Below are 15,841 nucleotides of genomic sequence, written 5' to 3'. Positions count from 1 at the left end.
TTTATGAAAGAACAGATGACATCAAAAGAAAGATTGTTGACGGCCATATGCCTCGGACAGCCGGACATGGTACCGGTGACACCGGATATATCCAGCATGATTCCGTGCAAGCTTACGGGTAAGCCGTTTTGGGATATACACTTATACGAGAATCCCAATCCCACCAGTGAATTTACCAATCCGGCATTGGGAAGGGCTTATCTTAAAGCGTTGGATCATTTTAAGTTCGACGGCTGGTATATGTATGGCGGATTGCATTTAAAGACCAACTCTCAGGTCAGCAGTCATATGGAGATAATATCGAAAACCGACGACAGGATAATAATGCGTACGGTATACATTACGCCTAAAGGTGAACTGACACAGCAAGACGTATTCTATAGAGATAATTCCCCTACAAGGACCGAGAAGGTAGTCAAGGATATAGAAAAAGATTTTGAAAAGGTAAAGTATTTCTATCCCGATATACTTGGATATGACGATTCTTTCGATCAACCCATACGCGAGGAGCTGGGAGACAAAGGTATATTCTGTTATATGATAGGATATCCGGGCTTTCAGGATTGGATATTCATTTTTAACGGCAACCTAGAGGCTATGACATATGCCTATTATGATCATCAGGATATAATGGATGAATGGAGATATGTACAGGATAGGTTTATATGCAGACAAACCGAGATGATACTCGATGCAAAGCCGGACGTATTGTTCTTGGGAGGGTCTGGGACCATAACGCTGCAATCGCCGGATATTTTCAGACGATTGGGCCTGCCCACCATAAAAAAGGTAACGCGTATGGCCAAAGAGGCTGGCGTTCCGACTATGCTCCATAGCTGCGGCAAGGCGCGCAAACTCGTGGAAATGTTAGCTGATGAGACGGATCTTAATTGTATAAACCCCTTGGAGAAACCGCCGATGGGTGACTGTATCTTGAGGGATATCAAAGCGCAATTTGGCAATAAGATAGCGCTTATGGGCAACCTTCATACCACGGAGGTTATGCTCATGGGTACGGTGGAAGATGTGGAAAGGGCAGCCAAACAGGCTATAGACGATGCGGCAGAGGGCGGCGGATTTATACTCTCCACCGGCGATCAATGCGGTCGGGATACCCCGGAGGAGAATATATTCAAGATGATAGAGGTGGCCAGAACATATGGACGTTATTGAAAACAGCGGAGGCGGAGAGATGGAAGAAAATAAAATTATAAGCGGTGAAAGCCTTTCAGTAGAAAAGTTTAAAAATACTTCACGAGAATTTGGTATAATGCCATTCTGGTTCTGGAACGGCCAGATGGATTATAAAGAGATGGAATATCAACTTAAGGAATATTACGATAAAGGTATTCCTGGCATATTTATACATGCGAGGTTCGGCATAAAAAATTATATGCCTTATCTTTCCGATGAATGGTTTGACAGGGTTAAATTTACGGTAAAAAAAGCCAAAGAGATAGGGCTGCAGGTATGGGTGTATGATGAATATAACTGGCCCAGCGGTACGGCAGGGCAGCAGGTTATGGCAGTCGATCCGGAGCTCACCGAACGATACCTTGAACTGGTTGAAATGGATATTCCAGGGCAATTTTTTACCTTTTTAGAGGGTACCGACTCACGGTATGTCGATATGGAGCAGTCCGAACCGGTTTATGCCTGTGCAATACTGGAAGAAGACTTAAAAAACGGTGTGCCGAAATTCATAGACCTTATGCCCAATCTATGCTTTGATAAGGTTATCGCCTGGGAGGCCCCTAAAGGCCCGTGGAAATTGTTCTATTTTATAGAGCGCAAAGCCTCATGGTATATAGATACCTTGAATGAGGATTCGACTAAGAAATTCTTGGAACTTACTCATGAACGTTATAAAAAAGCCATGGACAATGACTTTACCGGCAATATAAAGGGCTTCTATACCGATGAGCCAGCTATGCACTATTTCGAGGTGGGCAAGGATAATTACGTTATACCGTGGTCAAAGAAAATATTTGAGTTGTTTAAGAAGGATCACGGCTATGATCTGAAACCGCATCTGCCAAAATTGTATTATGATTTGGGCGGGGATACAGCACAGGTACGCTACGATTTCTGGAGCACATTGACCAGACAGTATGAAAAGGCATATTTCGAGCAAATAAAGAACTGGTGTCATGAAAACGGCGTGATATTTACCGGCCACCTTTTATTTGAAGAATGGCTGAGAAAGCATGCACGTGCCAGCGGCAATTTATTTAATTATCTGAAGCATCTGGATGTTACCGGAGTGGATCATCTTTATCCGCGCATAGGAACGCGTGAAATGCCCGATGAGCATGTAGCCCTTAAAGTGGCCAGTTCGGCGGCTCATCAGTTCGGCAGCACGAGGCTTTTGTGCGAGTCTCTGGGCGGGTCGTATTGGGACGTTACCATGGAACGGATGAAATGGATCGCCGATTGGGAGTATGTGCTGGGCGTCAATCTATTTAATCCCCATGGATTTCATTATTCCATAGAAGGGGAACGTAAACGCGATTGGCCGCCGTCTCAATTTTATCATCATACTTGGTGGCGGCACTACGGAGTATTCAATGATTATATAAAACGCTTGAGCTATATGTTGAGCGGTGGGCGTCATGTAGCCAAGATAGCCGTGCTTTATCCAATAAACAGCATATGGACGAACTATATGCCTCAATCGCATACACTTATAGGAGATACTATAGAAGCGGACTTCAATTATCTTACCGATACTTTGTTGAGGCTTCATATGGACTTCGACTATATAGATGAGGATGTGCTCAAAGATGCCCAAGTAAAGGATGGCAACATATCCATATGCGATGAGAGCTATTCGCTGCTCATATTGCCGCCTGTGACCCACATAAAAGAGAGCACCTTAGATATTATGGAAAAGCTCTATGCCGACGGCGGTTGTATATTGGCCGACGCACTTTTGCCGCACGGGTGCGTGGAAGGCGAAGCCAACGGCTTTACAGATCGGATAAAGGCCTTGTTTGGCGTTGATCCCGTTTTAGAGCAGCAAAGGTTTGTAGAACGGCTACAAGATAAATATACAATTAAAGCTAATGCCAATGATAGAAACGGTAAAGCGCTGTTCATAGAAGGGCCGGGCCTGAATGCGAATAAGCCTATGGAATTGTTGGATCAGGCCATACGCCAATGCATACAGCCAGATATAGAAATAGATGATCCTGAGATATTCTATTTGCATCGTGTGAAAGATGATAAAGATTTTTATTTCATCGTGAATCCTGTGGAACAGGGCAGCGATGTGTCCATAACTATTCATGCTAAAGGTATACCAGAGATCTGGGATATGGAAACCGGCGATGTTTCAGCAATGAATTGCTATAAAATAGAAGGGGATAGCATCCAATTTAAGCTATATATGCAACCATACGGTTCGGCACTCGTATCATTAGCCCCGTATAAAGGAGAGGTACATGCGGAGCATAGCGATTTGGTTATCACCAGTATAGATGAAAATAAAGTGCAAGGTTACGGCAGGATTAAAAATGATGCGCACCTAGTGATGGTCAAAGACGGGCAAAAAAAGAGCATCACCGTGCCGGCATCCGATCCTCTAAATCCTATAGAATTTGGCCGCACATGGGAATTTGCTGCTGACGGTTATAACGCTTTGTTGATAGATCAATGGAAGGTCGCTGTGGATAAAGACAATGACGGCTTTAATAAAGGATATGGCAAAGGCACTTTTGATGACAACAACTGGATGGATTTTAAGATGGGTGCATGGGAGATGCAATTGCCGGTTGAATGGGATTCCAAAAATTATCCGGTAAATCTGTGGTATAGAACATATTTTGATGTAGAACAAGTGCCTGAAAATATAAACCTTCTTATAGATGGATTTAAGGGTGAAACGTATGATATATTCATAAACGGCCGACGGGTCGACGGCAAACCTGTTAGAAGTTGGCTGGATGCCGAGATAGGCGAGATCGATATAAAAGATTATCTTAAAGAAGGCAAAAATACTATAGCTGTAAGACTTCTGGTTTCAGGTAAAACCGATGGTATTTTGGATTTATTGAAAATAACCGGGGATTTTACTCTCAAGTCTATTGAAGGCGGTTATGCCATAGGGCAGACAGTATCCAGTATTAGTACCGGCGATTGGGCGGAGCAGGGGTATCCGTATTTCTCAGGCACCGGCCAATATGCACAGAATATATTTATAGATGAAAGCTATATAGGCAATGTGCTCAAATTGGAGATCGACTGCGGCACCGATTTGGCAGAGCTTTATGTAAACGATAAGAGGGTTGGCTTGCGTCCATGGCACCCCTATGAATTTGATATCACGCCTTATGTGCAAGCCGGGTGGAATAAAATCTCACTAAAGGTGACCAATACATTGATCAACGTATTGGAAGGGGTTAAAAAGCCATCGGGCATATTCGATGCTCGCATCGTACCATATAACAGCTACGAGGTTACACTGTGAGGGAATTTGATATGAATTACGATTTGAAATTACAGAAAATAAACAAAGATGCTTTCTCACCATATGGTATATATCTGGATGGGCCGGTGGGCACGCCGGCCCATTCCGAGAATTCATTCGACTGGTGGAATGAATTCTCATTGCTGGATTTTGGCGGTAAAGCATCGCTGGGTATGGTTAGGGCAAAATACACAGGCGATTTTTGCCAGAATATTTTTGAGCGGCATAAGCAGAGCATTGAGGCATTAGTGCCATTGAATAATGATATTATCGTGGTAGTAGGTGATGCAGACGCATTAAACGACGGAGTGTGCAGGCCGGATAACTTTGCGGCATTCTGGGTGCCGAGGCATACGATAGTGGCATTTGATGCAGGCGTACTGCACAGGGCACCCATGACATTGGCTGATAGTGCCGATGTGCTAGTATTGTTTAAAGAATCTACTTCGACAAGCGATACTGAGATTATAGAATTAGATGACGTAAACTTTAGGGTGATATTATGAAATATATATTAAGGTGACTTATGGATCTTCGATTCGTAATATGGCAAATTCAGCGATGCAATGATATAAAGCCTACATCCGCTCATGAAATATTGCTGGCGTACTTACAACTCGTTTCGCTTGAGCAAGCTAACGCCGGCAATTCGCGTCCATGCTCAGTGCCGGCTGGTCGGGCGTCCATGCCCGACCTACGCTTGCTCTACGCTGCACTCATTGAGTACGCCTACGCAATATTTCAAGGCGTTCTCCGGCTTTATATCGTTTGCATCGCTTTATGCCACCCGTTTCAGTTACATATTACGAATCACAGTTATGGATTTATATAGTTGATAAAATTAACAGAGCCTGCTAAGATTATATGTATTAAATCGGCTATGCGAATTTCATGTTAAAGAGGGTTTTAAAATATTGATGGTTACAATAAAGGATATAAGCAAAAAAGCCAATGTTTCTATAGCGACGGTGTCAAAGGTCTTAAACGGCGATTACAGCCGCGTTAGCGAGGCCACAAAAGAAAAAATATTGAAAATAGCGCGCGAGATGAATTATGTGCCTAACCGGTTGGCCAGGGGTTTGGTAAGCAATCATACGCATATATTAGGCCTCATAGTATCGGATATTACGAATCCGTTTTTTGCAGAAATGGCCAAGGGCGTGGAGGATAAGGCCGCTAAGTGCGGATATAACGTAATACTGTGCAATACTGATGATGATATGGACAGAGAAGCTGCTTATATAAACGTGTTGCTGCAATACAATGTTGATGGAGTGATTATAACGTCGAGTGCGATTTCGGATAACCAACACATATTGAAGTTGCGTGACAGTAATACACCGTTTGTAGCTATAGATAGATATATAGATGACGATACTTATAGCGTATTTCTGGATAATTTCAAAGGCTCATATATAGCTACCGAATATATTATAAAGAAGGGGCATAAGCGTATAGCCTATATAGGCGGAGATGTTATGCTTAAAATACCGAATCAGCGATTGGAAGGATATTATAAAGCGCTGGGCGATTATGGTATGGAGAGGGACGAGAAATTAGTACGCATCGGTACATACCATGTGGAAAGCGGATATAACGATGCTTGCGCATTGCTGGACAGCGGCTGTCAATTTACCGCTGTAGTATGCGGCAATGACCTTATAGCTTTGGGCGTTGCGAGGGCTATAAAAGAACATGATTTACGTATACCCGATGATATTTCGATAATAGGCTATGATAATATTTATTTATCGACATTGATGGATCCGCCTTTGACTACTATAAAACAACCCATATACGATATGGGCGATCATGCGGTGGATGTTATAATAAGGCTTATAAACGGCGAACAAATAAACGAAAAGATACATTATTTTATTCCCGAATTAGTGGAAAGGCAGTCTGTTCGTCAATTAATGATTGCGTAAAGGAGCATGTTTATGAAAGCTAAAATATCCCCTTCGATGATGTGCGCCGATTTCGGTCGTCTGGAAGATGAAATAAGAATTCTTGAAAAAGCTGGAGTGGACTATTTACACATCGATGTAATGGACGGCCACTTTGTCCCTAATTTTGCTATCGGGCCGGATCTCACTAGGTCTATACGCCGATTGACCGATATACCACTTGATATACACCTGATGGTGGAAAGGCCTGAGAATTATATAGACCTTTTTGAACCTAGACTGGGGGACATCGTAAGCGTACATCAGGAGGCTACAGTACACCTGGAACGCACACTGCAGATTATAAAGGCAGCAGGGGCCAAAACTGGTGTTGCTGTTAACCCGGCAACGCCCGCTATAATGATAAAGCCGGTTATAGACGAAGCGGATGTTGTACTCGTGATGACGGTGAATCCAGGCTTCGCAGGGCAGAAGCTTGTACCGTCTACTTTAAGCAAGATAAGAGAAGTAAAAGAGATGATACAAGAATCCTGTGCATCAGCCGAAATAGAGGTGGATGGCAATGTGTCGTTTGAAAATGCGTTTAAGATGTTAGCAGCCGGGGCCGATATATTTGTCGCTGGTACATCGAGTATATTCAATGCCGATATGGACAAGCTGGAGGCTGCTTATAAACTAAAACAAATCTTATCAGTGAAGGAAGGTTAAACAATGTTAGCTATAGGATCAGATCACGCAGCATTTGATTTCAAAGAGGAAATAAAAGGTTATCTCGATGAGAAGGGTATAAAATATAATGACTTCGGCTGTTTCTCAAAAGAAAGGGTGGATTATCCGGCTATTGCGGAGGTAGTGGCCAAGGCTGTTGCATCCGGCCAATGTGAGAAGGGCTTGCTGTTTTGCGGTACCGGTGTAGGCATGTGCATAAGCGCAAACAAGGTAAATGGCATACGCGCCGTTGTATGCAGCGAGCCTTATTCTGCCAAGCTTTCACGTCAGCATAATGATACCAATGTATTGACGCTGGGTTCAAGGGTTGTAGGGCCGGAACTGGCCAAGATGATCATTGACATATGGCTGGACACGCCATTTGATGGCGGCAGGCATGCAAGAAGACTGGATATGATCGCCGAAATTGAGAAATATCAAGATTAACGGTAAAATTACGGAGGTTAAGCCATATGAGCGAACATTGCCATATAGGGGTAGATATAGGCGGTACGAAGATCAATATGGGTTTGATGGACGATAGGGGTCAAAGACTGACCAAAATGAAAATTCCTACTGCTGCAGGATTAAGCTATGAGGATATTTTAGATAAAGTGCTGGATTGTGTGGATGATATGCTTGGTAATAGCGGTTTAAAGCAAACCGATGTAGCCTCTATAGGATTTGGCGTGCCGGGTACCGTGGATCGCAGTACAGGCACAGTGCTTTTCGCTCCCAATCTTAACTGGGCCAATATACCACTTGTGCAATATATTGAAAAACGCTCTCCCTATCATGTATATATCTCACAGGATACGCAAGCTGCAGCCTGGGGTGAATTTTTATCAGGCGCGGGACGCGGCTGCACCGAAATGGCATGTATAACGTTGGGTACAGGCGTGGGCTGCGGTATAATAATAGGCGGACATATATACAGGGGCGGGCTCAATACTGCCGGCGAAATAGGGCATATAGTTGTTGAAAGAGGTGGTCGGCTTTGTAATTGCGGTAGAAGGGGCTGTCTGGAGGCCTATGCCGGTGGAGCGGCTATGGCCAGAATAGCCAGCGAGGACCTAGGAGTTTCACTGACAACTAAAGATATATTCGCTATGGCGAAAGCAGGTGATGAATATGCCATCCGACTTATAGAAGATGCTACGCAATATATAGGTATGGGCCTAGTCAGCCTTTTGAACCTTTTAAGTCCGCAGAAGATTATTATAAGCGGCGGTATGAGTATGGAGGACGAATTATTCGTGCAGCCCATAATTCGGTTTGTTAAGGAACATGGATACAGCCTTGCGGTGCAGAGGGTAGCTATAGAGAAAGCTCATCTCGGTGAAGACGCGCCTATGATAGGAGCGGCGTTGCTTTATGGGGAAAATTTACAATAAACTAAATATATAAAATTTGGAGGTGGAAATATGAAGTCGATTATTATGGAAGGCCCGCGCAAAAGCAAAGTTATTGATGTCGAAGTCCCGAGGCCCCAGGATGGGGAATTGCTCGTAAAACTTACTTATACGGGCATGTGCCATTCGGAATGGTATCCTTGGTCTGTTGCCAAACCCGGGGATAAATTCGGTCATGAGCCTATAGGGGTGGTGGCAGAGGTAGGGCCGAATGTACAGGGGTTTCATGTTGGCGACAGGGTGACAGGGCTTGGCGGAGGGTATGCGGAATACTGCATTATGGAGGCTCAAAATACCGTGCATGTTCCTGATGTTTTAGCTGATGAGGATGCGATAGCTGAGCCATTAAGCTGCATTGTCAGCGCTGTTAGCAGGATGCCGATTGTTACAGCGGGAGACCCGGTTGCGGTTGTAGGTGCTGGCTATATGGGACTTGGGGCAATTTCTCTCTTCCGCTTAAGGGGAGCAGGTAGGATTATAGCTGTTGATCCTCGTGAAGAAGCGAGGGAAAACGCTTTGAGATTTGGTGCAACCGAAGTGTATTCGCCTGAAGAATTGCCCGAGAATTATAAAGTTACTATGGATCATATGGGCGATATATTTAACAATGGTTTTTCCACTGTTATGGAATTTGCGGGTACCGAGAGCGCGCTTCGGTTGGCTGGAGATATGGTTTGCGCGCATGGAACGCTTGGCGTCGGCGGTTATCATAATGATACTGATAGGGTTGTTGATTTTATGGAGTGGAATTTTAAAGCAATTAACGTCATCAACGCGCACGAACGCCGCACAGCTTATCAAGTGCACTGTTGCCAGAATGCACTGGATTTGCTTGCTGCCGGTTTGTGGCAGTTTAAAGGCCTTGCCAATAATATTTATACTATGGAGGAGTTCGACCAGGCAAACGCAGACATGGAAAATAAACCTAAGGGCTTTATTAAAGCGCTTGTTCGCTGCAGTATTTAGCTTTTGTCTTCGCTGCTTGTGGCAAAAAGAGGCCAGCGCTTGCAAAACATTTTGAGAAAGGGCTATAATATGCATGTGACGGCTTAAAGCTTTAAAACACTATTAGAGGGAGGATCTTTGCGGTGGATAATTTAGTTAATGCAGCATTGAGCAAAAGAATATGGGCGGTTATCGGAGCGACGCAAAACAAAGAAAAGTTTGGATATAAGGTTTATAGAGCCCTGAAAGATCACCAGTATGAGGTTTATCCAGTAAATCCATTTTATGATGAGATAGACGGAGAAAAGTGCTATAAAGACCTTTCTTCATTGCCAAAGGTACCTGAAGTCGTAGATGTGATAATATCGCCTGATAAATCCGAGGCTTTTGTCAGGGAGGCGGCTGCGCTTGGCTGTGAGTTCATATGGTTTCAACCTGGGGCTGAAAGCGATGATCTGATAAATCTATCTCAGGATTTAGGGCTAAAAACGATAAGCAACGTTTGCGCGATGTTTGAAGTAAATAGAAGTTAATCATGTAAATACAGGGGCCATAGCTTATAGTGATAGCATGGTCCCTGTATTTGCGACGAATGTTATGCCAGCAGTTGTTTTAAATTTTTGCAGCTTATTTCTACGCTTTCGAACAACGGGCGTTCGAATTCTTCTTGTTCCACTGTATACCATTTTACGCCATATTTTTTGCCAGCGGCTATAATACTCTTAAAGTCCATAACGCCGCAGCCTACTTCGGTATTAACCCTTTCTTCCCAACTCTTCATATCCTTTATATGCAGGCATATGCAACGGCTGCCGTATTTGTCTATTATATCTACGGATTTATAGCCGGTATATTCCACCCAGAATGTATCGAGTTCTATCTTTACGGCTTCGGGATCGCTGTTCTCGAATAACAGGTCGAATATCAAATTGTCGCCTATTGTCCTGAATTCAAAGTCATGATTATGATAGCCAAACTGTATGCCGTTTTTGTTGCATTCACGGCCTATATCGGTGAGCAGTTGAGCGGTGCGTTTGCAACTTTCCTTGCTATCGCGCATATTTTCGGGGAGCCATGGGCATATGATAAATGGATCTTCTATAGTCTTGCTATATTCTATAACCGATGGGAGCTCATTGGTTAACAGGTCTATACCTATATGGCTGCCTGCTGCATCTAAACCGTATTGACCCAAAGCATTTTTTAAATCCAGAGCTGGTGTATTAAAATAGCCCGCGAATTCTACACCATCATAACCTATGTCGGCCACTTTTTTTAAGGCTCCAAAAAAATCCCTTTCCGTCTCCTCTTTGATCGAATATAATTGCAAACCTATTTTATACATAAAACACCCTCCTTATTTTTTATAACTTTCCACCATGGTTTGAGCTGCGCTGCGTATAGTTGAAATCTTATAGTTTCTGCTCTTCTGTGTTATGCCTATCAGGTCGAATACAATGCCTCTCATATGGTGTACCAATCGTTCCATGGACGACAAACATGTCAACGTACCGCCACCGCTGCCGCCGGCCGCCGCCACCGATATAACAGGCTTATTTTGTATAGCGGTATTGTTCTCCTTGCTGGCTTCGCATCGGCGCAGGCGATCAAAGAAAGCTTTTGCAGCTTCACTCATCTCACCCCAGTATACTGGCGTTACCCATATGTAAGCATCCATCTCGTTTACCGATGCATGAAGCTTTTGAAAATCATCTTCTACCTGACAAGTGTGCTGTTTATTGCATGTACCCCACCCGTTATCGCATGCGTGACACTTGCCTATATCGAGGTCGTTTAGGCGTACCATAACAGCTTCAGCACCGGCGGTTTCGACGCCTTCTTTGGCTGCTTGCCCACATGCGGCTGTAAGGCCGTCGATATTTGGACTGCTGGTTATTATCATCACCTTCATAATCCTACCTCCAAGTTGTGTTTATTTAACGCCATGCATATTATACACTATTGCGAATGCAAAATCGAGTGATTGAGCAAAAAAATACATGGATAAACATCCGGCAAGGTGATAATATGAAATATGGTTATTATAAAGCGTTAAAATGGAAGGGGAATATAAATGACACCAAAACAAAGGGCTATAATGGCGCTTACGTTAAAACAACCGGATTATGTGCCTACAATGGAGTTGGAATTTCAGTTGGTCGAGGAACTGTTCGGTGAGAGCTATTATAGCGGTAGGGAGGTGGCTGATGGTATATCGAAGGAAGAGATCATAGACCATAACTCAAGGTTAATGGCCAAAGTATTCGATTATCTCGATTATGCCGTAGCTATGATATGTTACGGTGTGCCGCAGTTTGATGACCAGAGCAATACTGACACACTGATAGCGATACGGCAGAAAGTTGAAGAGTATCTTAAAGAAGAGCGTCTATTTGTATGCCATGGCGATGCCACTTATGCTATACCTGACGGCGATACCATGCTAGACTTCGTATATGCCTTAAATGATCATCCGGATGAAATGAAAGAGCGCGCGGCTAAGATGGTGGATGACCAGCTTGAGAGGTGCCGCAAATTAATGGACGGTGGTTTTGATGGTTTTGCGTTATGTTCAGATTATGCGTTTAACCGAGGCTCGTTTTTGTCGCCGTCTATGTTCCGGGAATTCATAACGCCATATTTGGCCCGGCTTATAGACGGTCAACGTAAAATGGGCGCTTATGTTATAAAGCATACCGATGGCGATATCATGCCCATTATAGATCAGATAGTGGAATGCGGGCCGCATGCTTTGCACTCCCTAGACCCGCAGGGGGGCATAGATATAGCGGTTATAAAGAAAATGTACGGCGATAAAGTATGCCTTATAGGCAATGTCAATTGCGCTCTTATGCAGACCGGCACTAAAGAGGAAATATTGGCCAGTGCAGCTTATGCTATGGAACATGGCAAGCCAGGGGGAGGATATATATTTTCTACATCCAATGTGGCTTTTAAAGGTATGCCGCTGGAAAGCTATATGCTCATACATGATTATTACCTTAAGCATAGGGCATACTGATGCAGCGGGTTATCAGCTCCGCCGCATCATCGGTAAGCGCCCTCTTATGCTTGTCCATATCAAAGATGCTGCGATAGCTTTGGCTATATCGCCGGGCAAAAATATGAGGAAACCGCTGGTTAAAGCTGCACTTATTGTCATATTGTTACCAATATAATATGTTACCACAAGGTACATATAAGGTACGCCTATTATGTAGTCGGCCAGTATGCCAGCTATCAGCGCCGCCATGGTATGGGTGAATCCAACCTTTTTATCGCCTGCAGGTCGACTCAGCCATCCTGATATATAGGCTGTGGCTATAAATCCTATCAGATATCCAAATGATGGTTTCAATACGTACGCCGGCCCGCCGCCTTCGGTGAATATGGGTATACCTATAAGGCCTATTACTATGTATATTATTTGAGATAGCGCTCCCAGCCTTGGGCCAAGTATTAATCCGGCTAACATTACGAAGAAAAGCTGCAGGCTAATGGCTACAGGTACCATGGGTATCCTTATAAATGCGCCTATGGCGGTCAATGCAGCGAACAGTGCCGCCAGTATCATATCGCGAGTTTTCATAATACACTCCTTTTGCAATATAATTGTTAACCAATATCTTTATTTGGTTAACAATTATATTGTATATCGCTTGCCTTCACTTTGTCAACAGAGTATATCATATTTTATATATAACACCGTATCCTGCTTTGGGATAATGCCATTCGATATTACCGTATGGGCAGCCGAAAGGGCAGGCCTTACATTCGATGCAGCGCATGTAATCTACTTGTATGGCATTGTCCGACCAACAATATACTCGCGAGGGGCAATAATATGTGCATGGCTTATTCTCGCATCTGGATGCGCATATTCCTTGGTCTCTTATACTTATATGCGATTCTTTATAGGGCTTGATAACAGTGTATTTTAGAGGATTCTCTTCGCTTTTTATAAAATTACCCACGCTAAAATACACCCCAATTTCGTATGCCGTGGTAGATGTCTTTTGCAGTCTTCCACGGATGCTGGAAACTTCTTATCTGTTGAATTATTTTATCGATTTTTTGGCTACCCGGTTCAAGGTCGGTTTTAAAATACTCATAAGCCGCATCGTTGAGCATCTTATTTATAAGGTAATCAGCGTCAGGGTACTTTTTATAATAATTTCCGACGTTTTTATGGTCCTCGATATCCTTCATAAAATAACTGCTGTCGATTCGCCGCTCATATGCTTGGAGTATGTCAGGAGAGAAGTCGCCTTTAGCCTTTGCCTGACACACTGCTTCAGCAGCGTATTTACCGCTTAACATGGCCAAGTCTGTACCCTGCCGTCCGCTTATCATCATAGCAGCGTCGCCGGTCACCAGTATGCCATATCCATACAACTGCGGGATATTTTTATAGCCGCCTTTGGGTATGGTAGCGCCCATGTATTCTATCGGTTTAGCGCCGTCCAGCAAGCATTTTATTATGGGGTGCTGCTTTGTGCGCTCTAAAAGTTGAAAAGGGTTCAGCCCTTTGCTTATAAGCTGGTTTAAATATCCTCCCACTATGAGCGATATCGAATCCTTATTAGTCCATATACCGGCCTTGCCTACAACGCCAGACGTCGGATAGCCTATAAAGGCTATATTGGTGCCGCAGCCGCTTTCCAGATTAAAACGCTCCTCTATCTTGCCAGCCGGCAGATCCAGTATCTCCTTAACGTAAAGGGTTATGCTGCTGGTCTCCATGTTGCCGCGCATGCCGGCTTTTTGGGCAAGATAAGCCGGTGCGCCTTCTGCCAGTACGACAACGTCGGCTCGCAGCACATCGCCGTTATCCAGTAGCACTCCATCTACTTTTTTACTCATAAGCCCCGTCCGTTCATATACCAAATCGGTAGCCAAAGCCTTGGTCAAAAGATGAGCTCCGGCTTCCACAGCTTTATGAGCAAGCCAACTGTCGAATTTAGCTCGCAGTGCCGTAAACTTATTAAAAGGCGGCTTAGCGAATCTTAAACCCGTAAAGCCTATCTTTACCGCTGAATCGTGATCCACAAACCACAGTTCATCACTGACCACAGGCCGTTCCAACGGTGCCTGTTGCCAAAAGGCCGGTATTATCTCCTCAGTAGGCGCCGTATATATGGTGCCACCGAACATGTTCTTGCTGCCTGGGTAATCGCCGCGTTCCAACAGCGCTACCGAAAGATTATTTTGAGCCATGGTTAGAGCCGCCGATGAACCGGCAGGGCCGGCACCTACTACTATAGCATCATATCTGTCCGAGCTCATGCATTTATCTCCTTAATACTTATGCTTATGTGTATATTATTGCTTTATATTTATAATTTTATTTTAAGGTCCGTGGCAAAGGCGAAAATATCCCATACTCAACGGGAAAAATAAGTTAAACCTTATTTTTTGCTCATGGCAATATCTACAACTTTTGATATATATGTAAATTGTATACCTCGTTTTTCCAAAAGCGGTATTTCTGTCCTTATAGCTTTTGCCGTAACTACTCCGCCTTCAGGTCCTACATGCCCGATTCCTATGGCGTATCCCTTTTCGACGGCTATATTGCCTAGTTTTTCCAACTGCTTTTGTATGTCATGCTGGTTTTTTGAATTGTCCAGGAATATATCTCGAGAAACGCACGGTACATTTAAAGACGAAGCTACTTCATCTATTACGGAATTAGCAGTAACTTTGCTGTCCACAAAAAACATATTCCTTTGCTTAGCTATTTCCAGGACGGATTTCATGACGCGCTTGTCTTGGGTAGCTTTTGAACCCATGTGATTGTTCATTCCTATAGCCCATTTTATTTGCTCGAGGCCTTCGTTTATACGCGCTTTTATCTCATCATCGGGTAAATCGGTGGTTATTCCCTTTGGGCCGAGCCAACTGGGTTTGCCGTTGATTGGTTGCATGGGGGTATGCATGATTACTTCAAGGCCTGCATCGTGAGCCATATTTGCATCATGCTCAGTATAGGGGAGATTGGGCATAACTGCCGCTGTCAGAGGTATGCTCAATTCAAGCATTTCCTTTGTTCCATCACCGTTGTTGCCAAAATCATCTATAATAATCGCAATATAGTGTGTCTTTGGCGTATGTGCAGCATTAGCGAATATTCCTATAGACAGAATGCATATTATAGTAATCGCCGATATTATAAATACAATTAATTTGTTTTTATTGATAACAATCCACATAATTATCACCCTAGAAAGTATATGATACTGTGCAACATATAATGACATAAGCATACAAAACATGTTATCTATTCAGTTATCAAGCCTGTGGTATAGTTGAATAGTTACTAAAACATGGTGTATATATCTATTATTTTGCCCTACTGCCTTTCCCCGAACATACAGCTGTGATATAATAAGTGAAGATAA

16 protein-coding genes are annotated in these 15,841 nt (G+C 43.6%); 10 read left to right on the top strand and 6 right to left on the bottom strand.

The window, feature by feature from the left end:
• The first annotated feature begins 3 nt into the window (after positions 1-3).
• The 9 genes from MAHAU_RS08820 (at position 4) to MAHAU_RS08780 (ending at position 9,973) form a co-directional block, all read left to right on the top strand.
• Positions 4-1,173, top strand: a complete 1,170-nt coding sequence (locus MAHAU_RS08820; RefSeq protein ID WP_013781380.1) for a uroporphyrinogen decarboxylase family protein — start codon at positions 4-6, stop codon at positions 1,171-1,173.
• Positions 1,160-4,468: a glycosyl hydrolase gene (locus MAHAU_RS08815; protein WP_013781379.1), complete on the top strand. Its 3,309-nt coding sequence runs from the start codon at positions 1,160-1,162 to the stop codon at positions 4,466-4,468. The genes MAHAU_RS08820 and MAHAU_RS08815 overlap by 14 nt, the downstream gene beginning before the upstream one ends.
• Before the next feature lie 11 nt (positions 4,469-4,479).
• Positions 4,480-4,974 carry an ureidoglycolate lyase gene (locus MAHAU_RS08810; RefSeq protein WP_013781378.1) on the top strand — a complete coding sequence of 165 codons (495 nt, stop codon included), beginning with the start codon at positions 4,480-4,482 and terminating at the stop codon, positions 4,972-4,974.
• A gap of 411 nt (positions 4,975-5,385) precedes the next feature.
• Positions 5,386-6,396: a LacI family DNA-binding transcriptional regulator gene (locus MAHAU_RS08805; protein WP_013781377.1), complete on the top strand. Its 1,011-nt coding sequence runs from the start codon at positions 5,386-5,388 to the stop codon at positions 6,394-6,396.
• A gap of 12 nt (positions 6,397-6,408) precedes the next feature.
• Complete coding sequence (gene rpe, locus MAHAU_RS08800) at positions 6,409-7,083, top strand: ribulose-phosphate 3-epimerase (RefSeq protein WP_013781376.1); 675 nt, start codon at positions 6,409-6,411, stop codon at positions 7,081-7,083.
• A gap of 3 nt (positions 7,084-7,086) precedes the next feature.
• Complete coding sequence (rpiB, locus tag MAHAU_RS08795) at positions 7,087-7,530, top strand: ribose 5-phosphate isomerase B (RefSeq protein ID WP_013781375.1); 444 nt, start codon at positions 7,087-7,089, stop codon at positions 7,528-7,530.
• A gap of 26 nt (positions 7,531-7,556) precedes the next feature.
• Positions 7,557-8,477 (top strand): ROK family protein, encoded by a 921-nt coding sequence (locus tag MAHAU_RS08790; protein ID WP_013781374.1) that lies wholly within the window; start codon positions 7,557-7,559, stop codon positions 8,475-8,477.
• A 30-nt stretch (positions 8,478-8,507) separates the two neighbouring features.
• On the top strand, positions 8,508-9,461 hold the full coding sequence (locus MAHAU_RS08785; protein WP_013781373.1) for an alcohol dehydrogenase catalytic domain-containing protein: 954 nt from the start codon (positions 8,508-8,510) through the stop codon (positions 9,459-9,461).
• A gap of 122 nt (positions 9,462-9,583) precedes the next feature.
• The gene (locus MAHAU_RS08780) at positions 9,584-9,973 is read left to right on the top strand and encodes a CoA-binding protein (protein ID WP_013781372.1); all 390 of its coding nucleotides are present in this window, start codon (positions 9,584-9,586) and stop codon (positions 9,971-9,973) included.
• A gap of 62 nt (positions 9,974-10,035) precedes the next feature.
• Here MAHAU_RS08780 and MAHAU_RS08775 read toward each other — a convergent pair whose 3' ends face one another.
• Positions 10,036-10,785 (bottom strand): sugar phosphate isomerase/epimerase family protein, encoded by a 750-nt coding sequence (locus MAHAU_RS08775; protein WP_013781371.1) that lies wholly within the window; start codon positions 10,783-10,785, stop codon positions 10,036-10,038.
• 12 nt (positions 10,786-10,797) lie between these two features.
• On the bottom strand, positions 10,798-11,352 hold the full coding sequence (locus MAHAU_RS08770; protein WP_013781370.1) for a flavodoxin family protein: 555 nt from the start codon (positions 11,350-11,352) through the stop codon (positions 10,798-10,800).
• A 162-nt stretch (positions 11,353-11,514) separates the two neighbouring features.
• On the opposite strand from MAHAU_RS08770, the gene MAHAU_RS08765 reads away from it, so the two are divergent.
• On the top strand, positions 11,515-12,462 hold the full coding sequence (locus MAHAU_RS08765) for a uroporphyrinogen decarboxylase family protein (RefSeq protein WP_013781369.1): 948 nt from the start codon (positions 11,515-11,517) through the stop codon (positions 12,460-12,462).
• Positions 12,463-12,474: 12 nt separating this feature from the next.
• Here MAHAU_RS08765 and MAHAU_RS08760 read toward each other — a convergent pair whose 3' ends face one another.
• The 4 genes from MAHAU_RS08760 to MAHAU_RS08745 all read right to left on the bottom strand — a co-directional run bounded on the left by MAHAU_RS08760 (position 12,475) and on the right by MAHAU_RS08745 (position 15,652).
• Complete coding sequence (locus tag MAHAU_RS08760) at positions 12,475-13,029, bottom strand: biotin transporter BioY (protein WP_013781368.1); 555 nt, start codon at positions 13,027-13,029, stop codon at positions 12,475-12,477.
• Between the two features lie 97 nt (positions 13,030-13,126).
• Entirely contained in the window at positions 13,127-13,414 is a 288-nt protein-coding gene (locus tag MAHAU_RS16155) for a ferredoxin family protein (RefSeq protein ID WP_013781367.1), read from the bottom strand.
• A gap of 1 nt (position 13,415) precedes the next feature.
• Positions 13,416-14,726, bottom strand: a complete 1,311-nt coding sequence (locus tag MAHAU_RS08750) for an FAD-dependent oxidoreductase (protein ID WP_013781366.1) — start codon at positions 14,724-14,726, stop codon at positions 13,416-13,418.
• 122 nt (positions 14,727-14,848) lie between these two features.
• Entirely contained in the window at positions 14,849-15,652 is an 804-nt protein-coding gene (locus MAHAU_RS08745; RefSeq protein ID WP_013781365.1) for a divergent polysaccharide deacetylase family protein, read from the bottom strand.
• Positions 15,653-15,841: the final 189 nt, after the last annotated feature.

Source organism: Mahella australiensis 50-1 BON, from assembly GCF_000213255.1.
Lineage (GTDB): Bacteria > Bacillota > Clostridia > Mahellales > Mahellaceae > Mahella > Mahella australiensis.
This window is presented reverse-complemented; position numbering and strand designations above follow the sequence as displayed.